The sequence below is a fragment of the Mycolicibacterium sarraceniae genome, assembly GCF_010731875.1.
In the GTDB taxonomy this organism is placed as follows: domain Bacteria; phylum Actinomycetota; class Actinomycetes; order Mycobacteriales; family Mycobacteriaceae; genus Mycobacterium; species Mycobacterium sarraceniae.
This window is the reverse complement of the sequence record NZ_AP022595.1, coordinates 3,564,808-3,587,263: the sequence shown is the minus strand read 5'-3', so window position 1 is coordinate 3,587,263 and position 22,456 is coordinate 3,564,808. Positions and strand designations below refer to the sequence as shown.

Annotated in this window: 17 protein-coding genes and 3 pseudogenes; 14 read left to right on the top strand and 6 right to left on the bottom strand. The window is 63.1% G+C overall.

Translation table 11 applies throughout. The features are described 5' to 3' along the window. Positions 1 to 10 precede the first annotated feature (10 nt). Positions 11 to 772, top strand: a complete 762-nt coding sequence (locus tag G6N13_RS17935; protein ID WP_163699134.1) for a CbtA family protein — start codon at positions 11 to 13, stop codon at positions 770 to 772. Positions 773 to 794: 22 nt separating this feature from the next. On the opposite strand, the gene G6N13_RS17930 is transcribed toward G6N13_RS17935, so the two are convergent. The 3 genes from G6N13_RS17930 to G6N13_RS17920 form a co-directional block, all read right to left on the bottom strand. Then, entirely contained in the window at positions 795 to 1,364 is a 570-nt protein-coding gene (locus G6N13_RS17930) for a (2Fe-2S)-binding protein (RefSeq protein WP_163699132.1), read from the bottom strand. Between the two features lie 261 nt (positions 1,365 to 1,625). Next, positions 1,626 to 1,889, bottom strand: coding sequence for a hypothetical protein (locus G6N13_RS17925; RefSeq protein WP_163699130.1), 264 nt, complete (start codon positions 1,887 to 1,889; stop codon positions 1,626 to 1,628). 19 nt (positions 1,890 to 1,908) lie between these two features. Then, positions 1,909 to 2,529: a superoxide dismutase gene (locus tag G6N13_RS17920; RefSeq protein ID WP_094483489.1), complete on the bottom strand. Its 621-nt coding sequence runs from the start codon at positions 2,527 to 2,529 to the stop codon at positions 1,909 to 1,911. A 294-nt stretch (positions 2,530 to 2,823) separates the two neighbouring features. On the opposite strand from G6N13_RS17920, the gene G6N13_RS17915 reads away from it, so the two are divergent. Both G6N13_RS17915 and nicT read left to right on the top strand, forming a co-directional pair. Next, the gene (locus G6N13_RS17915; protein WP_235678100.1) at positions 2,824 to 3,141 is read left to right on the top strand and encodes an ArsR/SmtB family transcription factor; all 318 of its coding nucleotides are present in this window, start codon (positions 2,824 to 2,826) and stop codon (positions 3,139 to 3,141) included. Between the two features lie 70 nt (positions 3,142 to 3,211). After that, positions 3,212 to 4,351, top strand: coding sequence for a Nickel transporter NicT (nicT, locus tag G6N13_RS17910; protein WP_163699128.1), 1,140 nt, complete (start codon positions 3,212 to 3,214; stop codon positions 4,349 to 4,351). Positions 4,352 to 4,502: 151 nt separating this feature from the next. On the opposite strand, the gene G6N13_RS17905 is transcribed toward nicT, so the two are convergent. From G6N13_RS17905 to G6N13_RS17895, 3 genes are all read right to left on the bottom strand, one after another. Continuing rightward, positions 4,503 to 5,207 (bottom strand): ApeA N-terminal domain 1-containing protein, encoded by a 705-nt coding sequence (locus tag G6N13_RS17905; protein WP_163699127.1) that lies wholly within the window; start codon positions 5,205 to 5,207, stop codon positions 4,503 to 4,505. Between the two features lie 62 nt (positions 5,208 to 5,269). After that, positions 5,270 to 5,533 (bottom strand): hypothetical protein, encoded by a 264-nt coding sequence (locus tag G6N13_RS17900; RefSeq protein WP_163699125.1) that lies wholly within the window; start codon positions 5,531 to 5,533, stop codon positions 5,270 to 5,272. A 9-nt stretch (positions 5,534 to 5,542) separates the two neighbouring features. Further along, complete coding sequence (locus tag G6N13_RS17895) at positions 5,543 to 6,304, bottom strand: hypothetical protein (RefSeq protein ID WP_163699123.1); 762 nt, start codon at positions 6,302 to 6,304, stop codon at positions 5,543 to 5,545. A gap of 222 nt (positions 6,305 to 6,526) precedes the next feature. On the opposite strand from G6N13_RS17895, the gene G6N13_RS17890 reads away from it, so the two are divergent. The 11 genes and pseudogenes from G6N13_RS17890 (at position 6,527) to G6N13_RS17845 (ending at position 22,312) form a co-directional block, all read left to right on the top strand. After that, positions 6,527 to 7,312, top strand: a complete 786-nt coding sequence (locus G6N13_RS17890) for a P-loop NTPase family protein (RefSeq protein WP_179965010.1) — start codon at positions 6,527 to 6,529, stop codon at positions 7,310 to 7,312. 120 nt (positions 7,313 to 7,432) lie between these two features. Further along, positions 7,433 to 8,092, top strand: a pseudogene (locus G6N13_RS17885) (helix-turn-helix domain-containing protein). Further along, positions 8,089 to 9,606 (top strand): annotated as a pseudogene (locus G6N13_RS17880) (DDE-type integrase/transposase/recombinase). The pseudogenes G6N13_RS17885 and G6N13_RS17880 overlap by 4 nt, the downstream one beginning before the upstream one ends. Positions 9,607 to 9,644: 38 nt before the next feature. Beyond that, positions 9,645 to 10,416: pseudogene (locus tag G6N13_RS17875) on the top strand (ExeA family protein). A 212-nt stretch (positions 10,417 to 10,628) separates the two neighbouring features. Continuing rightward, positions 10,629 to 11,282: a nucleotidyl transferase AbiEii/AbiGii toxin family protein gene (locus G6N13_RS17870; protein ID WP_235677806.1), complete on the top strand. Its 654-nt coding sequence runs from the start codon at positions 10,629 to 10,631 to the stop codon at positions 11,280 to 11,282. Then, entirely contained in the window at positions 11,269 to 11,562 is a 294-nt protein-coding gene (locus tag G6N13_RS25325) for a hypothetical protein (RefSeq protein ID WP_235677805.1), read from the top strand. Before G6N13_RS17870 ends, G6N13_RS25325 begins: the two co-directional genes overlap by 14 nt. Positions 11,563 to 12,705: 1,143 nt before the next feature. Continuing rightward, on the top strand, positions 12,706 to 13,944 hold the full coding sequence (locus G6N13_RS17865) for a PecA family PE domain-processing aspartic protease (protein ID WP_163699121.1): 1,239 nt from the start codon (positions 12,706 to 12,708) through the stop codon (positions 13,942 to 13,944). 349 nt (positions 13,945 to 14,293) lie between these two features. After that, positions 14,294 to 15,805, top strand: coding sequence for a TIGR02677 family protein (locus G6N13_RS17860; protein ID WP_163699119.1), 1,512 nt, complete (start codon positions 14,294 to 14,296; stop codon positions 15,803 to 15,805). Then, the gene (locus G6N13_RS17855; RefSeq protein WP_163699117.1) at positions 15,802 to 16,947 is read left to right on the top strand and encodes a TIGR02678 family protein; all 1,146 of its coding nucleotides are present in this window, start codon (positions 15,802 to 15,804) and stop codon (positions 16,945 to 16,947) included. Before G6N13_RS17860 ends, G6N13_RS17855 begins: the two co-directional genes overlap by 4 nt. Further along, a complete protein-coding gene (locus G6N13_RS17850; RefSeq protein ID WP_163699115.1) occupies positions 16,944 to 21,077 on the top strand; it encodes a TIGR02680 family protein in 4,134 nt (1,377 codons plus the stop codon). Before G6N13_RS17855 ends, G6N13_RS17850 begins: the two co-directional genes overlap by 4 nt. Beyond that, entirely contained in the window at positions 21,074 to 22,312 is a 1,239-nt protein-coding gene (locus G6N13_RS17845; protein WP_163699113.1) for a TIGR02679 domain-containing protein, read from the top strand. The genes G6N13_RS17850 and G6N13_RS17845 overlap by 4 nt, the downstream gene beginning before the upstream one ends. Positions 22,313 to 22,456: the final 144 nt, after the last annotated feature.

The window sequence follows — 22,456 nt, the reverse complement described above, 5'->3', positions numbered from 1 at the left end:
AACTGACCACATGACTTACGGCGCCGTGATCAAGCGATACCTGCTCGCGGGTCTCGTTAGTGGCATCCTTTGTGCGTTGTACCTGCGGATCTTGGGCGAGCCCGTGATCCGGGCAGGGCTCGACTTCGAGGATTCGCTGCCTTCGGAAGGCCCGGCGGACCCCGAGCTGTTCACCCGAGACCAGCAAGTACTCGGCGGGATGGTGGCATTGGTGTTCGTCAGCCTCCTGTTGTCATTCCTTTTCGGGACTCTCTACGCGTTCCTTCGCCACCGGATCATCAATGGCCAGGGTGACGTGCGGGCTTCTACCACGCTTGCAGCACTCGCATTCCTGCTCACTGTGGTGGTCCCCTGGATCCGCTATCCCTTCCTGCCGCCCGGAATGGGCAACGGCGAGACGGTATGGAAACGCGGCTTCTGGGAGCTGCTCCTGATCGTGACGGGCATCGTCGCGTTTGTTCTCATCCAGTTCGGGATCGCGCGTCTCAAGGGACGCATGTCCGGAGATGTTCGGTGGATCCTGGCGATCGTGGTTCCGGTCGTCGTGATCGGCCTCATCATGTTCATCTTCCCGAGCGTCAGCGACCCCTATCCGGACGGGATCCCCGCGCAGTTGATCTGGAGTTTCCGGATCCGCTCCCTGGGAAGCTACGCGCTCTTCTGGGCCATCATCGGAATCTTTGGCGGCTGGCTCGTAAGCCGCGCGGCGGCGACATCCTCCCCGGGGAGCCCGCCGTCCATCCCGCTGAAGGATCCGGTCCCGCAGGGCTGAGTTAGGACCGTTGCACGTGGCCTCAGCCGGTTGGTCGAGTCTTACCACCGGCTGGGGCCACTGCCGTTCGCCACATCTCCAGCCGCTGGGTCTCCGGGGTCAGCACGCAGTCACCGCATGTGCCACCGCCGTGGACTCGATAGAACATGCAGCAGTTGTGCCGGACGAAAAATCGGTCCGCCCGATCATCGAACGGGCGTTCATAGTGCCCGGTATCGGTCAGTGACGGAAGTGCGAGCATTGAGCGGACAACCTCCACCGGGTCGAGGTTGAGCGCTGTCCCAGCCCGAACGAGCATCCCGGCCGCACCGGCGAGCGCGGAGGCGACGTTTCCTCGCAACACCCGCTTCGACAGCTTGAACTCTCTCGAGTAGGCCGCCAGAACCGGCTCGACGCACGGCAGCAGCACATCGTGCTCCAACTGGGCGGCGGCCTCGGTGGCGGTTTCCACCGTCGTGCCGGTCGCAGTGGCGATGGCGATCGGAACTGGGCCCCCTAATGCGGGGCGCCAGTACATCTGCCGCGGATCCAGCCGGGGTATCACGCCCGCCAAGCAGGCGGTAGCCAACGCGGGCGATACGAGCCGCGACATGAAACCAAGCGAGCTTATCGAGGCCGACGCCCGGAGGTCGACTTCCGTATTGGTGCGCGAACTCAGATACTCGCATGCGGTATTCACGCGTTCTGACAAACACCCCGCACGAGTCCACAAGTCGGCAACAGCGCACCATTCACCTTGTGACGCAGCGAATTCCACCGCAAAGTACGGTCCGATCTCGCCTGCGGAAACAAGAGCTGTTCGCACTTGATCAGCCTGTACCGGCACCGCCATGTGCTCAGCTTGCCAGATTTTCTACGAGGGGCTGGGCGGTTGCCCCTGCCGTGACAGCGTCGAGGCGATCGCTTGAAGGATCTCAGGTGTGGTCTTGCCTGTGGTTGCTTCCATGCCCATCAACAACAACCCTGAAAGGTTGATCAGCCCGGTGATCAACCCTGGACAGCCGTGCGGTTCGCCGAGGTAGGAATCGACGCGATCATGGACGAAGCCGGTGTCACCGCCTTGCGCCCACGCGGTCATCACGTCGATTGCCCACCGCGTCTTGTCATCGTCGGCCATCACGAAACCCTGGATCGGATTAGAAGATCAGGCCCGCGGTCTTCGTTGTAGCCGCGGCGTAGCGATCTTGCACGTCGGCCCAATTGACCACATTCCAAAAGGCTTTCACATAGTCGGCTTTGACATTCTTGTACTGCAAATAGTAGGCGTGCTCCCACATGTCGACCTGCAGCAGCGGAATGATGCCGAGCGGCACATTGGCCTGCTGGTCGTACAGCTGGAATGTCAGCAATCGGTTTCCGAGGGTGTCGTAGCCCAGCACTGCCCACCCAGAGCCCTGCAAGCCGTTGGCCGCCGCGGTGAACTGGGCGCGGAACTTGTCGAACGAGCCGAACTGGTCGTCGATGGCCGCGGCGAGATCCCCCTCTGGCTTGTCGCCACCGTTTGGGGAGAGGTTCTTCCACCAGATCGAATGATTCACGTGCCCGCCGAGGTGGAAGGCGAGGTTCTTCTCGTTGAGGAAGATCGCGGCGTGATCGTCGTTGGCGCGCGCTTCCTCAAGTTTGGCGATCGTGTCGTTGAGACCTTTGACGTACGTCGCGTGGTGCTTGCTGTGGTGAATCTCGTTGATCTGCCCAGAGATATGGGGCTCCAACGCGCCGTAATCGTAATCCAGCTCGGGCAAGGAGTACTCAGCCATGAATTCCTTCCTGCGTCCTCATGGACGTCACCGATGGGCTGCCGGCCCCGGTGGTCGACCAGATAAGCAGACCACCACTGGCCAACATCAGTCTAGCTGTTCAGATGTTCATCTGTTAGGTTGGACTGGTGAGCGGCCGCGGGCGCCGAAGTCGATGCAGCACATCACTCACCCCCCCAACGGGATGGCAGTGCGCCACGGCCGCTCACACGACATTCTCTGTGGTTAAGAGTGATTCGCGATAACTACCGACATGCTCGACAGGCCCACGCGGGTGGCGTCAACATTCGATAGATTGCAAAGCATGCAACGATCGGGCGCGAGTCGGCCGTGACCGAGGTAGATACCGCCACATGGGCGGCGCGCTTCGACATGCTGTCCGACCCCAACCGGTTAGAGATCCTGCTGGCAATGCACCGCACACCAGACATCTGTGTCAGCGATCTGGCGGAAGCGGTCGGCCGTACGGAGAACGCAGTGTCGCAGGCTCTCCGGGTTTTACGCCGCCAGGGGTGGGTTAGGTCGGTCCGAGTCGGACGCACAGTGAATTACCAGCTAGACGAGGGCACGGTGCATGACCTGCTGCATTGGATCGGCGCCCGCCGAAGCTAAGGTTCTTCCGTCGCTTCCGCCCATCTTTTCACATAGACAGACGATCAGGTGGGGCATACGCTCGCCATCCATGGCCACATCGGAGACCACAGATTCGCCTGCCGGCGGTTTTGCTCAGTTTCGGCGCTCCTTGTCCCATGCAGACAAGCGGTCACTTTTTGGCATGTACGGCTTCATCATCGCGCTTCACCTGATCGGCTTCGGGGTGCTGTTCGCCTTCGTCGTTCCCGAGCACTACCGCCTCGGCGGCGACCATCCCGTCTTCACCGTCGGCGTCGGAATCCTGGCCTACACCTTCGGATTACGCCACGCATTCGATGCCGACCACATCGCGGCCGTCGACAACACCACTCGTAAACTCATCGCCGACAACCTCCAGAACCGCGTCGACCGCAAACCCCTATCGGTCGGGTTCTGGTTCTCCCTCGGCCACTCCACCATCGTGTTCACTCTGGCATTCCTACTGTCCGTCGGAGTGCGGGCCCTCGTAGGCCCGGTCGAGGACGAGAACTCCCCGCTGCACACCATCACCGGCATGATCGGCCCGTCAGTGTCCGGGGTGTTCCTCTGGATCATCGGCATCCTCAACCTCATCGCCCTGCTGGGCATCATCAAGGTGTTCCGCGAACTGCGGCAAGGCCGATACGACGAGGCCGAACTCGAAAAGCAGCTCGACTCGCGCGGATTCATGAACCGCTTCCTCGGTGGGCTGACCAAGTCAGTGACCAAGCCGTGGCACATCTACCCCATCGGCGTTCTGTTCGGGCTGGGCTTCGACACCGCCACCGAAGTCGGTCTGTTGGTCTTGGCCGGCGGCGCCGCAGCGTTCAATCTGCCCTTCTACGCCATCCTGGTGCTACCGATCCTGTTCGCAGCCGGTATGTCCCTGATGGACACCACCGACGGCGTCTTCATGAACTACGCCTACGGCTGGGCCTTCGCCAAACCCGTCCGCAAGATCTTCTACAACATGACCATCACCACCCTGTCGGTGGCCGTCGCCCTCATCATCGGCACCATCGAACTCGTCGGCGTCATAGCCGACCGGCTGCACATCGAATCCGGCCCGCTGGCCGCAATCGCCAACATCGACCTCGACTACGTCGGCTACATCATCGTCGCCCTGTTCGTCATCTCCTGGCTTCTCGCCATCTCGATCTGGCGATTCGGCCGCATCGAAGAACGCTGGTCCACCAACCTCAGCGGGTGACCCGCCGCGTGGGTCTCCCCTGGTAAGCGCTGCCGAGTCGGCGTACATCCAGCCACTCAGCCTTGGTTGAGACACGCGCCTCAACATTGCTTCTCCTCTGCTTAATTTGTTGTGCTGCAGCACCATTCGCGCAGTTACCACGCGGGTCTGTTTAGCCGGCTAGGCACATACGCAAGGACCTTTTGCACCATCGCTTCGGTTCTTGCGCCCCAAACAGCGTCAGGCGTCCCAGTCGCACCAACCAGAAACAGACCGCGTCGCTATCCCGTGTCATCGTGCCGCGCACCTCTGAGCCAAACACCCCAGCGGACACCGGCGGGTACTGCCAGGCGCCAAATTCATCTTCGAGCCGTTCGACAAACGTGGCGAAGAGCTTTGCCAACTTCAGGATCGACTTCCCCGCGTGCGTCAAGCGCTCCCGTTTCCTCAGTCGAGCCAGATATATAGCAGACCCCGGATGTTCAACACCTTCGATCTTCGCCCACTGCGGCGCGCAGAACCGGCCGTCGTCGGTGAGATAGTAAATTTCGTCGATGGTGACGGTTGCTTTGACCAATGCCGGCTCTTGCGGGCTGATGATGTGCGCACCGACGCAAATCCACGAGGAAGGCCAGAACTCCTCACGCACCCCGCCGCCGAAACCCACCGTGTGGCTGCCTCGCTGAGCATCCCAGATGGAAATCAGTTCTCCGGCAGCCGATTCCCCGTAGATCGTCCCAGGCCGCACGTCGCCCACGATCTCAGTAGCGACCCATCCGCCGGCCGGATTCTCGCGGAACTCGGGTCCCGGGGAGAAGCCACCGATCAGCTCCAGGGTCGCACCGTCATCGGGCTCCCAGCAAAGCACTCCCGGCACACGATCACCGCGAGCCTCGGGAAGGTAGAACCAACCGGTGATCCGTTGCGGCTCAGACTGTCTCATGACCGGCCTCCGCTTGTCGTCGAGAGCATCGGAATGGGTTCCCCCAGTGCTGGTGCGGGTAGGCGGTATCGGTCTGCCCACAGGGAGACCGTAGGCTCCAGATTTTCGGGGTAGTTCTTGCGGCGCACTCGGGTTCGGGCCGGGTGGGTCGCCTGGGCCTCGTAGAGCGCCACGGCGCACTCGGTCATGATGACCGCCGCAGCAAGACTGTCAGCGAGTTGGGTGAGGACGTCCTCTTCGGTGCCGAGGTAGGCGGTCATCCATTTGTATCAATGCACGAAGCTCGATCCGACAGTGTAGAAGCGCTCCGCCCCAATCGACATCCCATACGGCAATCCGTCAGCATTGGTGATGTGTGGGGGCGGATTCTGGTCGATCCAGTCCCCGGCCCAGCGGACAAAGAACTCATAGTCTGAGGGTGGCCGCTGTCGGGCCGCCTTCGGTAGCGACGTCAGGAAATTCAACCGCTCTCGAAACTGCTGCTCCGTCTCGGCGAAACTCTGGCGCGCTGCGTCGCGGCGGTCGTCAGTGCGCACATTGAGAAAGCGCGTCTCGACGGCGATGCACTTCTTCTGGTACCCGATCTCACGTTCGGTATAGCCCAGAGAGCGGGCGCGCCGGACGGCGCGGTTGGAATCGGCGAGAAGCCAGATGGTTTTGGCGGCGCTCTCGATGGCGCTGCGACACAAGATACCGGTCGAGAGTGTGCTGGTTCGCCTCTGCTCCAGCGACGCCCCGAACGTCTGGGATGCCCCCACGAGGCACTCGGCCGCGTTCATCACCGGAAACCGCGCCGTCGAGCTGACGAAGTTCCCGCCAAGCTCGGGTAAGAAGTGCGCGTCGTCGAGGTCGAGGCTGCTTCCCCTGTCCGGAACGAACTGGGACGGATCGCGGGGCTTGCTGCTGCCGTCGGCGCGGACTCGGTGCAGCAGCGCCCACTCGCCCATCCGCCACGCCCGAGTGGCGCGGTCGGCGTTGCTCCACATCAAGCCCGCCATCCGCAGAAGGCGCTCCCTCGGGTCGGTGGTCACAGCCCCCACGGTATTCCCTGCCTACGACACGGTTCGCCAACTGATGGGCAGGTCAAGATGTCACCGATTCGTCCACCAGACCGGGAGGCCGCGGCCGGGCTTGCACCGAGGAAAGCTGCAGTTCAGGCGGCTGCTTTTCCGAGTAATACGGAACTGATTGAGAGTTTCTCGTAGGATGATGTAGAGACGATTGAGAGTTTCTCGTAGCAGGATGTAGAACGGATGGAGGTGACTGAGATGCCGACCCAGCGCGGCCAGTACAACCGGAGCGGCGTCGAGGCCGCCCGGCGTTCCATCCTGGAATCCCACAACCAGTTCTGGCGCACCGCCGACATCGACACCGCCCCCTCGACCGCGCAGCGGCTGCTGGCAGACCTGGTGAAGCGGGGGGAACTGCGCCATATCCGCAGAGGGCTGTACTGGCGTGGCACCAAGACTCCGCTGGGAATGGCACCGCCTGCCCCACAGGCCTTGGCCATCGAGTTGGCCGGCGGCCCAGGTGCCGGCCCGGCGGGCCTGTCGGCGGCCAACGCACTGCGACTGTCCACCCAGATCCCCCGCCGCGCCGATTACGCACTGGTGGGGCGCCCACCCACCAGCGCCCCTACGGTGCGTTTCGTGGACCGTTCCACCCGGCGAGGCCGCGCCGAGCACGCCTTGGCGCCCACCGAGGTGGCGGCGCTGGAAGTGCTAGACGGCTGGGACCGGCTGATCGAAACCGGACCGGAGGAAGCGATGGACCGATTGTCGGAACTAATCAAATCAGGCAGCATCGACGCGCCCCGCATGGCATCGGCCGGCGCCACCGAGCCCGGACCATCTCGAGCACGATTGCGCCACCTCATGCACCGCGCCGGGCGCCCGGATCTCGCCGACGCGGTTCCGGCTGCCGACCCGCGCACCGCGGCACAGGCGCTGTTCGGTCTAGCAAGTGTTGACCGTCGCTGGGAACGACGACCACGGGGTGGGCCTTCGTCGTTGAGCGTGCCGATGTGGTCGTTGGTGTGACCGGGGTTTGATCTTGGTGGTCTGCACCGTCAGTGTGTCGAGGAACTGATGGTGCGCGGCACCCCGCTGAAGTCTTGGCCGGCTTGGCGGGGTGCCGCGCTGTAGTGCTCGGAGGCACTGATGGTGACCGTAGAGGTCGATCTTGTTCGCGTCGAGTCCCGGTTGGCGGCTGGGGAGCTGTCGTGTCCGTCGTGCCCGGACGGGGTGCTGGCCCGGTGGGGTTTCGGGCGGTCGCGGCGGGTGGTCGGGCTGGAGGGTCCGGTCCGGCCTCGCCGGTCGCGGTGCCGGGGGGTGTGCGGTGACTCATGTGTTGTTGCCGGTGTCGTTGTTGCTGCGCAGGGCGTATGCCGCGGAGCTGGTATGGGCGGTGTTGCAGGCCCGGGCGGCCGGTGTCGGGCATCGGCGGATCGCCGCGGCGGCGGGTATCCCGGCGTGCACGGTCCGGCGCTGGTTGCGGGTGATCGGTCGGCGGGTCGAGGCGGTGCGCCAGTGGTTCATCGGGGTCGCGGTGACCGCGGGGGTGGAGGTGTCGATACCTCCGGCGACCGGCACAGCTGTCGGGGATGTTCTGGCTGCGGTGGGCGCGGCGAGGGCGGCGATGGTGTCCCGGTTCGGGCCGGGACGGCTGGTCGGCGCGGTGACGGCGGTTTCAGTGGCGGTGGCGTGCAGCGGTGCCCGGCTGCTCGCGCCGGAGTGGCCGCCGGTGTCGGGGTGGGTGGGTGCAACACCAGTTGCCCTCTGATGCGCGGTGGGGTCGATGGGCCATCGTCGCGGGGATGACTGCCCTGGCAACGGGTTTGGGCGGCATCGCCAGCGGTGAAGGAGTCAGTGCGGTGTTGGGTGAGGATGAGAAGCGCCGGGCGCGGGCCCAGGCGGTGGGGTTGTTCCGCTACCAGTTGATCTGCCCGGCGTTGGATCAGGGCCTGTCGACGAAGGCCCGGGGCCGGCTGGTCCGCCAGATCGCCTCCGGTGAGCACACCGACCCGTTCGGGACCCCGGTGCGGTATTCCCGGGACACCCTGGATCGGTGGATCCGCCGGTATCGGGCCGGCGGGTTCGTCGAGTTGGTGCCCAGCCCCGGACGTGTGCCGCGCACCGATACCGCAGTGTTGGAGATGGCCGCGGCCCTCAAGCGGGAGAACCGGCCCGGACCGCCGCGCAGGTGGGCAGGATCCTGCGCACCGCGACCGGGTGGGCGCCCTCGGAATCGACCCTGCTGCGGCTGTTCCACCGCCTGGAGCTGATCGGCCCGGCCGCCGGGGATGCCCCGGTGGTGTTCGGCCGGTTCGAAGCCGCCAACCCCAACGACCGGTGGACCGGGGACGCCCTGCACGGCCCGCGGATCGGCGGGAGGAAAACCTATCTGTTCGCCTTCCTCGATGATCATTCCCGGCTGGTCTGCGGCTACCGTTTCGGCTTCGCCGAGGACGCCGTCCGGTTGGGTGCCGCGCTGCAACCCGCACTGGCCGCCCGCGGGGTCCCGGCCAGCGTCTATGTCGATAACGGGTCGGCCTTCGTCGATGCCTGGCTGCTGCGGGCGTGCGCGAAACTCGGCGTGCGCCTGGTCCATTCCACCCGCACCGCCCCCAGGGCAGAGGCAAGATCGAACGGTTCTTCCGCACCGTGCGTGAGCAGTTCCTGGTCGAGATCGTCGATACCACCGCCGAACAGCTCGCCGCTACCGGGGTTGATCACCGCACCGCGCTGCTGGAACTGAACCGGCTGTTCACCGCGTGGGTCGAAACCGAGTACCACCGCCGCACCCACACCGAGACCGGCCACGCCCCGCTGGACCGCTGGGAGCAAGGCTGGACCCGGCTCGGCCGCGGCCCGGCGGTACCGACATCCGCGGATCTGACCGAGGCGTTCCTGTGGTCGGAGCACCGCACCGTCACCAAAACGGCCACGGTGTCGTTGCACGGCAACACCTTTCAAGTCGATACGGCCCTGATCGGGCGGCGGGTGGAGTTGGTGTTCTCACCCTTCGACCTGGAAACCATCGAAGTCCGCTACCGCGAGGTCCGCTACGGCCGGGCCGTGCCGCACATCATCACCCGCCATACCCACCCCAAAGCCCGACCCGAAACACCGAACCAGCCCCGGCGGCGACCGGGATCGACTACCTGGCGCTGACCGCCCAGACCCACCACGAGCAGATCCGCGCCGATCACCGCATCGGATACAACGCCCTGTTCGCCACCCCCACCACCGCGCGTACCGACGGCCAGATCCCCGGACAACTCAGCATCGACGACATCGCCAGCCTTGACGACCAGGATGGGGTGTCGGCGTGAGTATCGAACGGCTGCAACAGTATTACGGCTTCACCCGGATGCCCTTCGGCCGCGCTCTGGCCCCCGGGATGCTGCACCGCCACCCCGGCCACAGCGAAGCCGTCGCCCGGATCTCCTGGTGTGTGGACCAGCATGCGATCGGGGTCATCACCGGGAGGTCGGTGCCGGTAAGACCGTCGCGATCCGGGCCGCGACCGCCGCGCTCGATCCGGCCCGCCACGTCATCATCTACCTGCCCAACCCCTCGGTCGGGGTCCGCGGCATGCTGCACCACATCGTCACCGCGTTGGGGCGGGTGCCCAGTTTCTACACCGCCACCCTGGCCCCCCAGGCCGCCGAGGCCCTGGCCGCTGAACACGCCGAACGCGGCCGAACCCCGTCGTGGTCATCGACGAAGCCCACCTGCTCGACAACACCCAAATGGAAGCGATCCGCATGCTCACCAACCACGACATGGACTCCGGGTCACCCTTCGCCGCCCTGCTCGTCGGGCAACCCACCCTGCGGCATCGCCTGCGTCTGGGCGTGCTGGCCGCACTCGATCAGCGCATCGCGATGCGCTACGCGATCGCCGGCATGGCCCCCGCCGATACCGCCGACTACATCGGCCACCACGCCACGATCGCCGGCCGCACCGACACCCTGTTCTCCGACGACGCGATCACCCTGATCCACAACGCCGCCCGGGGCTACCCCCGGGCGGTCAACAACCTCGCCGTGCACGCACTGACCGCGGCGTTCGCCGCGAAAGCCGCGATCGTCGATGAGAAAGCCGCCCGGATCGCGGTCACTGAAACAGGCCACGACTGAATCACCGACCATGCGACGTCACCGCACCGAGGACGCCGTCACCATGCAGACGAAGGCCCTGCCCGCTACGCGGACAGGGCCTTCGCTACATCAACACCATCGGCATCCACGATGACGCCATCAACTGCATCCACAGCGACGGTCAACAGCAAGCGGCTAGTCCCGTGGCACCCTGGCGCAAGCACGACCCCGAAGTGTTCGCAGCGACCATCATGACTGCAGCCGAACAGCTCGGGGTGCAGCCCCTGGTCGTGGAAAAGGACTATTGGGTCTGCGAAGTGTTACGAGCCCTCGTCGATGCGTACGGCGGGGAGATCGTGTTCAAGGGCGGCACCAGCCTGGAGAAGCTGCGGCTCATCCAGCGGTTCTCTGAGGACCTCGACCTCCTCGTGATCGGCGAGTACACCTCGATCCGTGCACCGAAAAGAACGATGAAAGCAATGCTGGAAACCGCCGAGCAGGTGGTCGGCGGACAGTGCACAGGCGAGGAATCAGGCGGCAAGCGCGGCGCCAGGTGGCAGAAGGCCTACCTCGAGCTGCCCCTCGTGCACGGCGATTCCATCGGTGTGTTGGCCGACCCCAAGGCAATTCTGCTCGAGCTCGGCCAGACCGGCGGACCGCGGCCGTCCCACGTCACCTCAGTGGAATCGCTCCTGTACCGCCAGCTGTCATCGACCACGCTGGCCGGAAAGTGGGATGACCTGCGTCCGTTCGACGTGAACATCCTGCATCCGGGGCGCACGTTGATCGAGAAACTGTTGCGGGTCAATAACTTTGTCGGTCGATCCGACCCGGCGCACGGGTCCACACGGGCTTCCCCGGATTGGGCGTCAGTTCTACGACATCTGGGCGTTGCTCGGCGATGATTCGGTCACTGCGCTACTGGTCGACACTGTGGTTGTTGGTGAGATTCTGCGCAGTGCTTTCGAGGTCTCGCTGGCCTTCGGCGGCGACCATCCCGTACCCGCCGGAGGCTTCGCGACCTCTGCTCCTTTCGACTCTGCTGGTGTGTTCACCGCGGATCTTCGCCGGGAGCACGACACCGCGATGCGCAGTCTCTACTTCGGCGCCGAACCGGCTCCGACCTTCGACGACGTACTCGACCGAGTTCATTCCTCCGCGGAGTTGCTCGACCCGCAGCGGTAAGCGCCGCACCCCGGGCGGCCGCAGACCACATCGCGCCGAAGGTCGCCGCGCAGATCGCGACTGCGGCCGTGTAGGAACGGGATGTCGACGCCGGCGCTCGATCACGCGATCCACCAACTCATCGCACCAACCGTCCTCACCATCCGCGACGTCTGAGGCGCTCAAGAAACCGCGAAGCCCGAGCGCCACGGTCGTCCGGCCGGGTCTCGGGCTCACTTCCCGAAGCTCAACGCTCCAAGCAACCCAAGTCTAGAGCCCTGTCCCGCCGGTCCGGAAGCGTCTACATTTCAAGCACGTAGCTACCGGGATCGACGCGTGCTCGACTGTAGTAATGAGCGGAAGCATCCCCACGCCGAGTACCTTGTCGAGCTCTTTCAGGTCGCCACTATGCACGAAAACACCCCTTCACCAGCGGTGAGAGTCCTGTTCAACGACTGAGTTGAAAGGTCTCGACTCGTGTCGTAAGTGGCGAAGTCCCCCCTCGGACACATCCAGCGACACGAGGTAGGTCGGCCGTCGCGGTCACCTGACGCAAGTGCGGGTCATACTCAAGACGCAGACCCAACCCACCTAGGTGGGCCCGCTGACTTTCGACAACAGGGTCCGCCCCCCGCATCGCGTGCCAGCCCCATCCGCGCGCGAGCCGCTGAGGGTGCCTTCGACAGAAGTTTCCATCGGTTGGGGCCACAATCAGCCCCAATCGCCGGGGCCGATCCACTTGACGAAACCAGTCGACCGGGTAACGCGTGACAGGCCCTAACGCGATGCGGTCGCTGCTATGTGACTACTGGTCATTGGTAACCGGACGGGGATCGATCATCTCGATTCAGCACGCGGATTCTGAGTACCCCGCTGCGAGAGTGGGAGATACGCGGCGAAGCTTCAGATCGTGCCGCGAGCCCAGATGATGAACTGTGGGTGAGCCGCCGCCGCTGTCTTTCACCTGTCACCCCCGCGGGTGAGACTGACGCATGTGAGTGACACCGAGCCGCAGTGGCGGCACATTTGCGAAGTATGCGGGGTCGGGGAAATCCGCCTCACTCGTGGTGCAGGCGCCTGTGGGCGAAATCAAAGTGCGAGCACACGCTAGCAACCCGTGATATACCTGATCACCAGCGCTGACATCGTAGGAGGCCCGGAACTATGGAACAACAGCAAACCGTGAACCTCCGCATGGGCAGGCGGCCCGCAAACATGCCGGGCGAGCAGGATCTTTGCACGCGCCGCCCCGTCGTGTTCGGCGGATGGCTGGCCGCCGGTGCTATTGCGCTCGGCCTCGGTGCGGCGCTGTCCACTGGTTGCGGGACAGCCCAGGCCGATACAGCGACCAGTGGGAACACCGGGTCCGCGGGAGTCCACCAGAGCCACAGCGGCCTTGGCTCTGATCGCAGGACGACGGCCAACGGCCCCCTAGGGGCACGACCTGCCAGCGCGGCGGCGGCGACGGCCGTGCGCGGGCAGATCAACCCGGTCAAGCGTCCGGCAGCAGGCATGAAGCCCGCCGCCGTCAGCGCCAGCCAGCACGCAGCCCCGGCCACCGTGGTGCCGGCCGCCCAGGAGTCGGCAACCAGTTCGGCGTCGGTCCCTCTGCACATCTACGGCGATACCGAGCCGCTGGTCGACGTCTCCGTCGGTGGTGGACCGGCCAAGCCGGTATTGGTCGACACCGGCTCGGAGGGACTCGTGGTCGGGCTCGGGAATATAGGCCTACTCCACCTGTTCAGCATGGGCTTGCCCACTGGGCTCGGTGTCAGCGCCTACAGCGGTGGGTTGACCTATCTCTACGCGACCTTCAAAACGACGGTGAATTTCGGAAACGGCATCGTGACCAAGCCGACGAGCGTCGATGTCGCCCTTCTGTCCTACCCAGGATCGTTCGAGAGCTTCGCCGCCGGCAACGGTGCCACCGGCATCTTGGGAATCGGACCGAACGCGACTGGGCCTGGGCCTAGCAGTGTCATCTCAGCGTTACCAGGCGATCTCAGCGATGGCGTGCTCATCGACGAACCGGACGGCGTGTTGGTGTTCGGCCCCAACCCCAAGACCGCTCGCGTGTCAGTCAGCGGGGCACCGAACACGCAGCTTCAGGTAAAGGTCGGCAGTGGATCGCTTCAACCAGTTTCCGCGATCATCGATTCCGGTGGTGTCTACGGCACCGTGCCGTCGTCGATAGCACCCAATGTCCCTGTTGGAACGGTCATTTGGGTGTATAGCGCCGATGGCCAGACACTGCTATACACCTACACAACCGACGCGACCAACACTCCAACGGTCACGTCCGACGATCTGTTGAACACCGGATACGAGGCCTTTGTGCAACAACCGGTCTACATCAGCTACAGTCCCACCGCGGTCGGCACGACGATCTTCGACTACCGATGAGCCAGAGCGTCGTCGGCAAATAGGGCGTCGGAGCGGCCGGCGATTATGGTGGTGGTTGATGTAGTCGGCGGCCGACCAGCACGACGGCGAACGGTAAGTCCGAACAGGTTTGCGATGCCTCCGTAGCCCCTCAAGTATCAGCCCGTGGACACACTTTGGACACAAACTCTGGTTATCGGCCGAAGGTTCTGGTCAATTACAGTCGTGTATTTTAGCAGCTAGGGCACAGTTTAACGCCGTGGTAAGGCAGCTCTGTGGGGTTCAAGTCCCCCTCGGACACTTTTACTGCGACGACAAGTGTCGTACCGCCCCGATACCCTTATTTCCCATCGTCGGGGAGGGGTGTTGCGTGGCAGGTATCGACCACGAGCCACCGCCTCATATCGATTTATTTCGGTATCTTTCGGCCGACGAACGTGTTGACTACATCGCCATCATGACGCGGTTCACTTCGTCGTTGCTTGCCGACATGTCGGCGACAACCGTGGCCGAGCAGCTGCGGACCGTCGGGTACGCCCTGGATACCGATCTTGTGGAAGCCCGATGCAAACAGCTAGTGCGGTGGGGCAACCTCGTGCCGTCCTTGCGAGACGCGCGAGTGAACACAGTTGCCGACTACCTTCGAGCTCGATCGCGTTTCCAGGTCACTAGCCTCGGTGGTCGCGTTCACCGCGGTGCCATCGAGATAATGGCAGCCGCAGATGGCGCACGGGAGGTGGCCAGGGAGCTCTTGGGCCAGATCGCAGAGCTTCTCGGACAGATTCCGCCGTTGGTCAACCAAGGATCGAACGTAGAGCACGCAGATCAGCTCGCGGGAATCGTCACGACGATCTTCAACAACCAACGCCTATTCACCGCCAGCGTGACCGATTTCTATGCCTACCTCTCGGGGGTGTTGAGCCGGTTCGATCTCGCCGCCAGCGAGTATGCCGAATTCAAAAGTCTGCTACTCGATTACATCGATCTCATCACCGCCGACGTCAATCGACACTCGCCGATCATCGCAACCGCGCTCGATGCCGTCATCGGCAACCTCGACACGATGCTCGAAATCCTCGGTGGTGTCCAAAGTCTGAACCTCGGCCCAGGCGTCCAAGTGGAGCGATCCTGTGGCCGAACCCGAACCGAGTGGGAAGAGCTCCATCGCTGGTACACCGACGCGGGAACCGAATCGGGTCCGGCGCAGCTCAGGGCGGCGGCCGGCGCTGCGCTCGGGCAGCTCCTCGCGAATGCGAAGCGAATGCTCGACGCGTCGGCGACTGGCTATTCGCGCCGTGCCGACTTCCTTCGTCTGGCAACGTGGTTCGACACGGCCTCGGATGGTCTTGCGCACCGCATATTCGACGCGACCTTCGGCGCATACCCTTCCCGTCATCTTCTGATGGGACCCGAAGAACCTGATCCACGCGCCAATCCCAGCAGCTCGTGGCTTGAGACTGATCCCATCGACGTGCCGGTATCTCTGCGTGAGCGCGGTGAACGCTCGCTGCGCGGCCGCAGCTCGCGCGTGCCTGACGAGACATCAGATCGTCGTATGATCGAGGTGGCGGCCCGGGAGGAGGCCGATCGCAGTGCGGCAGCCGCTCGTGAACTACGCATGACCAACCGCCTTGACGGCGCAACACTCTCGCCTGCCGCTCGCGACCTCCTACTCGATGAGCTTGCCCGATTGTTGGCCTTGCAAACCGAGTCCGCCGCCTCCTGGGTAGTCGATAACCAGGACCTCGGTTTCAGCCTACGTGCTGAGCCAGGCGACCGCACGTCTGTCACATCGAGCGACGGTTCGCTGACGGTTTTCGACTACCGACTGACCGTCCTCTCACACGAAAGCGCTTCCTCCGCAGAACAGTTCGCCTTATGACTGCGCTCAGCACACGTGCACAGGAGATGTCAGAACAGCGGGAGGCGGCGCGGGCGTTGTTGCTCACACCAATCGTGACAGCGGCGCGCGCGCCAGAGACTCTCGCCAAGATTCGGCTACATGCCCCGGCGCTGAAAGCGCTGTTCGCCGGCCAGCTCGGCTATACGCTGACCGTCGAGTCGTCTTTTGCGCGCCTCACGAAGGCACCATTGGAACAGAACGCCCCACCCCGAGCATTGTTGCGCCGCAGTGAAACCCCCTTCGGCGCCTCACAATACGCAGTCCTCGCCCTGACCTGCGCCGCTCTACTCGCGCCGGGCCTTGGCGATCAAGTACTGCTGTCACAGCTGGTCAGCCAGGTGCGGTCCGATGCGGCCGAGAATGGCATCACGTTGACCGACAACATATCCGACCGTCGACGATTCGTTGCCGCCATCACAGCCCTCTTAGACTGGGGTGTAGTCACCGAAACGGACGGATCGGTCTCACAGTGGGCCGAGGGCTCGGGAACCGAAGCGCTGCTGACCGTTTCCCGGCCAATGTTGCCGCATCTGCTGGCACGGAGGTTGGGGCCCAACGCCGACCCGATGAGTGTCCTGACCAGCGAGGCAGATCAGCCACGTCGGCGTCTCCGCCGCCGGCTTGTGGAGAATCCTCTCGTTGATCGTCGTGACCTCTCCGCAGGAGAGCTCGACGTCCTTTCCAGAGAGCGCACCGAACTCACCCGACATCTAGAGGAGAACTTTGGACTCACCGTCGAAGTTCGCGCAGAGGGCATTCTCGCTTACGACGCCGAAGGCCACCTCACGGACATTGACTTTCCCGGCAACGGAAGCCTCAAGCAGGCAGCCCTGCTCCTGATAGGCGCGCTTGTCACCCGCGCCGAAAATGACTCCACCAAGCTCCAGATCACCTGGGCCGAAGTCGATTCCGCCCTGGAGGAGCTCGTCGCAGGCCACGCCCGTTCGTGGAAAGCAGACTACAGCGATGGAACGACCACGCTCCGAGACGATGTCGTAGCGTTCCTCGAGGCACTGTCGCTTGCCAGAAGCGACGAACTGGGGATAACGGTTTCCGCCGCAGCGGCACGCTATCGGCCGAGTATCACGAAGACGGCGGTTGCCAGGGAGGTTTCATCGTGAGCCCTGGCCAGCCTGCAAAGCACTTCGATCATCGTTGGCGGCTGAACCGGGCTGGCGTAATCAATGTCTGGCACTACTACGAGACGGAGTTTCGGATCGGCGGCGGACGGCTTATTCTCCGGGGCGCCAATGGATCCGGAAAGTCTCGCGCTCTGGAGATGTTGCTTCCATATCTCCTTGACGCCGATCGACGCCGAATGGATGCGACTGGTTCCAACAAAGTGAGCCTCGATGAGCTGATGCGCACTGGGGCGCGAGAGCAGACCAATCGAACTGGCTACCTATGGATCGAACTCGTTCGGGGCTCCGAACACCTCACCCTCGGTGCGCATGTCAAATACAGTGCATCAGCGCATCGAAGCGATGTTCACTTCTTCAATACGCCACTGCGCGTCGGGCATGAGCTGCAGTTGATTGAAGAGAACCGGACCACCCTGACTCGCGATGCGTTGAGCGACCTCGTTGGCATCCACAACGTGACGGATGCCGAAGGGCATCGAGAAGCCGTGCGGAACATAGTTTTCGGTCTTCGCGGCGAAGCAGGTCGCGACCGCTACACCGGTCTCATCCAATTGATGCACACTCTGCGATCACCAGACGTCGGCAACCGCATTGATGAGGGCAACTTACCTCTGCTCATATCGTATGCGCTGCCGCCACTGAGCGAGCAGACCTTGCATGATGCTGGCGAGCGGCTCGACAACCTCACCGAAACCCGCATTGCCCAAGAACGACTCGCCAGCACCCTCGATCAAGTACGGACATTCCATTCTGCTTATCGGTCGTATGCGGCCACAGTTCTCACCACCGGTGCGAAGAACGCAATCAGCGCGGCAAGTGCCGTTCTCCGATCCGACGAACACCGAGAAGAGCTGAGGATTCAGCTACAGGATCTGAAGCAGAGACGCGACGGCAAGCAGACTCTTCAGACCTCACTCCAAGACCAATCAGCGGAGTTGAATGCGGCCATCATCGCACTGAAGGAGCACGATCTCTTCAAAAGGGCCGATGATCTCAAGCAGCGCGATGACGCAGTCGCAGCACTCAGGTCACTTGCGGAGACCAGCCTCGCGTCGGCCCAATCCGCACGCCGTGGCGAGACCAACGCCGCCGACAGGTTGGACGAGCGGTACGAGGAGCTACGCGAAGCAGTGAGGTCGGCGAGCAACTCCCTCGTCTTGGTGTCAGCAACGTTGGCGGGCGGCGGCGTCCCGCATCCCGGGCTTCCCGCTGCCATCGCGTATTCCGACTCGACCGCGATCAGCGAGAACGCCGTCGTTATGGACACTCTTGACGGCAAACCTCAGACCATCGAGCGTCCGACTGTGACAAGGGTCGCCGTGCAGCCAAGCGATTTCGAACCCGTAAGGACGATGTCGGAAAAATATGAAGCCGATGTCCACCAACGCAGCAGACAGGCTGAGCGACGCGAGCAGGAGGCTCGCCGACTCGACGCAGCATTGGAATCAGTACGAGAAGTAGAAACGGCCGCCGAGATCGCGGCCGCGCAGGCCGAACAGGACCACGAAGCAGCGGGAGCCTCCGCAGTCCACCGAGACGACACAGCCATTGCATTGAACCAAGCTTGGCGGCAATGGATCTCACGCTCGGACACGCAAGAGCTGATGCCCGGAGCTCTCTGGAATACGGATGCGACGGTAGGTGTGCTGCAGGCCGATATCGAGGCACTTAGTGGTGACGACCCCGCCGTTGTCGACCACCTGGAACTGCTGAATCTGTTACCAAGCAGAACCGCCAAACCATTTTTCGACGCACACACCGTCGAGCTCAACAACATCGGTATCGAGGAGGCGGATGACGAACGCGCACGTGCCGCACTCGTCGCCGAACGAGCCGACCTCGACGCAGCCCGCGACCCCTCGCCGACCAACGCGCCCTGGCACACCGTGCAACGCGGAGTCCCTTTTTGGCAGACAGTCGACTTCCTGCCGGACGTTCCCCTAGCCGATCGAGCAGCGCTGGAATCGGCCCTGCTTGCTTCAAGCATCTTGACCGCAACCGTGCAAGCGGACGGGTCGATCCACGCCGCTAACGGCGAAGTTGTTCTGCAGCCCGGACTTTCCGAAGCCGACCAACCCCTTACTCGGGTGCTGCAATACGACCCTGCCTCTGATGTGCCGGCAGATGTCGTCGCCGCACTCCTGCGGTCCATTGGGTATGCGGACCCAGACGCTGCCACAGCGATCGACGCCGAGGGCAACTGGCGTAATGGGCCACTGGCAGGTCGTTACGTGACTGCCGAAGCACGTCACATCGGTGCTGCTGCCCGGGCTGCCGCACGGGCAGCTCGTCGAGAACAGATTTCACAACGCCTTGAGGAACTCGCCGAACGAAGTCGAAGCCGGGCCGCTAGGCGAGACGTGATTGAGAGAGCCGGGCTCCGACTGGCGGATCACGTGGCGACGGCGCCCACATCAGCTGCACTGATCGAGTCTCGTGCAGCGGCCTCGACGCTAGCCGACCGTGCCTCCGTCTCCGAAGCGTCCGCTCGCCGGTCGGCCGATACCGCTGTGCAACGACGTAACACGTGGGCGGAAGAATTTGATCGCCACAAGAAATACTGCGGCAGCCTCGATCTACCCGTCAACGCCAGCGATTTGCGGACTACCGTCACACGTTGCCGAGAGGCGAGCGAAGCGTGTCGGCGACTTTTCACCGACTGTGGTGCCGTCATGGGCCGCATCGAGAAAGCCAATCGTGCGGCCACGGAATTCGATGCTTCGATCGACGCGCGAAGGAACGCGGAATCCGAAGCTGAAGCGCGACGCTCCAACTGGCTCGCGGCGGCGGCAAGACTCGCGGCCCAGCACGCGGTGCTCGACGTGCCACTAGCCGAACTGACCGCAGAACTGCGCCGCACCGAGTCAGCTCAGTATGAAACCAACCGCCAACTGACTGACGTCAACAATGCGCTCGAGAAGGTGAAGACCGACATCGCAGAAGTCGAAAAGCTAGACGCGGTGGCGGAATCGACCGCGAGCACGCTACGCGGCACACTTGTCGAGCATGCAATTCGCTTCAACGCGCAGTTAGATCTGCCAGGACTTGCGCGAGCTGCGACAACTGAACCGATAGAAAAGGTTTCAATCGCGGATGACGCGGAGGCGGTTTCCGCGGTCGCCAACTCGGCGTTGTTGTCGATCGGAGCCATCAAATCGTTTAGCGTGACACAACTTCAGCATGCGTTGCAGCGTTTTCAAGCCGATACGTCAGGTCAGCTCGACGTGATCGCGGAGTTCGAACACGAAGCGTATTCGATTCGGATTGAAGGTGCCGAAGACCGCCACGAACCCACCGCCGTTTTGACTTACTTGGAGCGCCGTGTGGATGAGGGCAAACAAGCTTTAAGCGCCCGCGAGCGTGAGGTCTTCACAGCATTCGTCCTTGGCGGCGTAGCCGACGAACTGAGGCGGCGAATCAGCCAAGCGGCCAATCTAGTTCAGGCAATGAACAGGAGTCTGTCGTCGATTGAGACCAGCCACGGCATCGGTGTTCGCATCGGATGGCTGCTGAACAAGGAACACGCCGAGCTGGCACGCATCATGCACTTGGTTTCGATTGCTGACGCCGTTCGCTCTGCAGAGGACAATGACGAACTCATCACTCTGCTACGCATGCGCGTGGAAGGCCGGCACGCGCTGGACCCGACGGCCGGCTACGCCATGCATTTAGCCGAAGCGTTGGACTACCGCAAGTGGCACAATGTCGAGGTCACCATCGTCGGGCCAGAACCAAATCAACAGCGTCGAATTTCACGGCGCGCCAAGATTTCACAGGGCGAAACCAGATTCGTCTCCTACGTGACCCTTTTCGCCGCGGCGGACGGTTACCTGAGCAGCCTTCCCGAGCCGGAGGGTGCGCTGCGCTTGGTGTTACTCGATGACGCGTTCGCGAAAATCGATGACCGAACCATCGGCGAACTTCTTGGTCTGCTAGTCCGATTCGACATCGATTTCGTCATGACAGGTCATGCGCTGTGGGGCACTGTCCCGGAGGTTCCCGAGTTGGATATCTACGAGATCCGTCGGATGGGCGATAGCGCGGCGATTGCGACTCGTATTCACTGGGATGGCAAGCACCGACACATTCATGCGTTGAGCGCGACGTGACTCTCCCACCGCCGCTGCATGAATATCTGGCTAGCTCCACCTTAGTACCTGTCTGGCAGCGAATACGAGATCGACTGGAACGCAACGGACATGCGGTTACCGGTTCGATTCGCCTCGATCTGGATCTAGACGCCGCCGAGCGGTTGTCCGGTCTGCTGGGTAAATCAATTCAGCCGGGTGGACGCAACATTTTGCTGGCCGATATCGACGATGCGTTATTGCGCAGCACCGCCAAACGGGGTCTGGTCGCAGTCGTAGCCGAACTTACCGGAAAATCGTTGCGGGATAGGCCTTCCGAGAGACGACTTCGAGCCGAAGTTGCGACCTCGTTGTGGGCGCAGGTCGAGGAAATCGTGGCGCGGACCGGCCTCGGCGCGTATCCATGGACCCGTGAATGGATTTCGTGGCTCCATACGTCCGGATTACTCGTCCGCGCCGGACTCGATCGAGGTGTGAGCCAATTCGAAGTCGCGGCGCGCGCGATCGCAACGGTCATCACCCGGCCTGTTACCCACGTTCGCGTGCTCGGCGAATTGGCGTCCGACATTGCCGGCGATGCTCACGCGTTGGATACCGACAGGTTGGCGGGGCGACTGGCCGTGCGCGCCCTTGGTTTGGCCAGCGATACGAAAGAGCCGTCTTCTCCGCACGATCGGATGCTGTTGTGGGAGTCGGTCGGCGTCGCAGTCGACACGATCTCGGGGACAGTGATCACGTGGGCACTGCGGCCCCCGGGCGATGATCCCTGGGCGGCGATGATGCGCCTGCGCGCTGACCTTGGACTGGTGACCCACTTGACGATTCGGGAGCTCTTGGCGAACGCTGTGCCACTGGTGAGTTCAGGAACGCTCGTGAACGCCTGCGAAAACCCGCAAGTACTCCAACGCATCGCTGATGCGTGCATCGATCGACCACTGGTCTGCTTCAGCGGCAACCCATCGATAGCCGGCCACCTCTTGGCCGGCCGCGTCACGCTTCGATATCACGGTGACTTCGATTGGCCGGGGATTGCCATTGCTTCACGACTCATCGACGCTGGAGCGCTGCCGTGGCTGCTCACAGGGCAGGACTACCTCCATGCCGTCCGTACGTGCCGCCCAGGTCTGCCACTTACTGGTAATGCTGTGCCAACAGCGTGGGATCCCTCGTTGGCCTCAGCAATGGCAAGGATGGGGGTAGCCGTACACGAGGAGGCTCTGGTCTCACTGCTGATCGAGGATTTGACCAAGAATTAGCCGTTGAGAGGGTGCCAGCCGCCACCTGAACGACGAAACCAGTCATCCTTATGCCTGATCCATCAGGCCTAAGGACTTGACGGCACCCGATTGGGAGCCCATCCTGGCTTATGCATGAATAATCAGGCATAAGGAGAGTCATGG

What these genes read in the sequence shown, in the direction of transcription:
- G6N13_RS17865 (WP_163699121.1), top strand. Translation starts at nt 12,706, where the DNA reads ATGGAACAACAGCAAACCGTGAACCTCCGCATGGGCAGGCGGCCCGCA.
- G6N13_RS17870 (WP_235677806.1), top strand. Translation starts at nt 10,629, where the DNA reads ATGACTGCAGCCGAACAGCTCGGGGTGCAGCCCCTGGTCGTGGAAAAG.
- nicT (WP_163699128.1), top strand. Translation starts at nt 3,212, where the DNA reads ATGGCCACATCGGAGACCACAGATTCGCCTGCCGGCGGTTTTGCTCAG.
- G6N13_RS17935 (WP_163699134.1), top strand. Translation starts at nt 11, where the DNA reads ATGACTTACGGCGCCGTGATCAAGCGATACCTGCTCGCGGGTCTCGTT.
- G6N13_RS17900 (WP_163699125.1), bottom strand. Translation starts at nt 5,533, where the DNA reads ATGACCGCCTACCTCGGCACCGAAGAGGACGTCCTCACCCAACTCGCT.
- G6N13_RS17855 (WP_163699117.1), top strand. Translation starts at nt 15,802, where the DNA reads ATGACTGCGCTCAGCACACGTGCACAGGAGATGTCAGAACAGCGGGAG.
- G6N13_RS17890 (WP_179965010.1), top strand. Translation starts at nt 6,527, where the DNA reads ATGGAGGTGACTGAGATGCCGACCCAGCGCGGCCAGTACAACCGGAGC.
- G6N13_RS17920 (WP_094483489.1), bottom strand. Translation starts at nt 2,529, where the DNA reads ATGGCTGAGTACTCCTTGCCCGAGCTGGATTACGATTACGGCGCGTTG.
- G6N13_RS17930 (WP_163699132.1), bottom strand. Translation starts at nt 1,364, where the DNA reads ATGTCGCGGCTCGTATCGCCCGCGTTGGCTACCGCCTGCTTGGCGGGC.
- G6N13_RS17925 (WP_163699130.1), bottom strand. Translation starts at nt 1,889, where the DNA reads ATGGCCGACGATGACAAGACGCGGTGGGCAATCGACGTGATGACCGCG.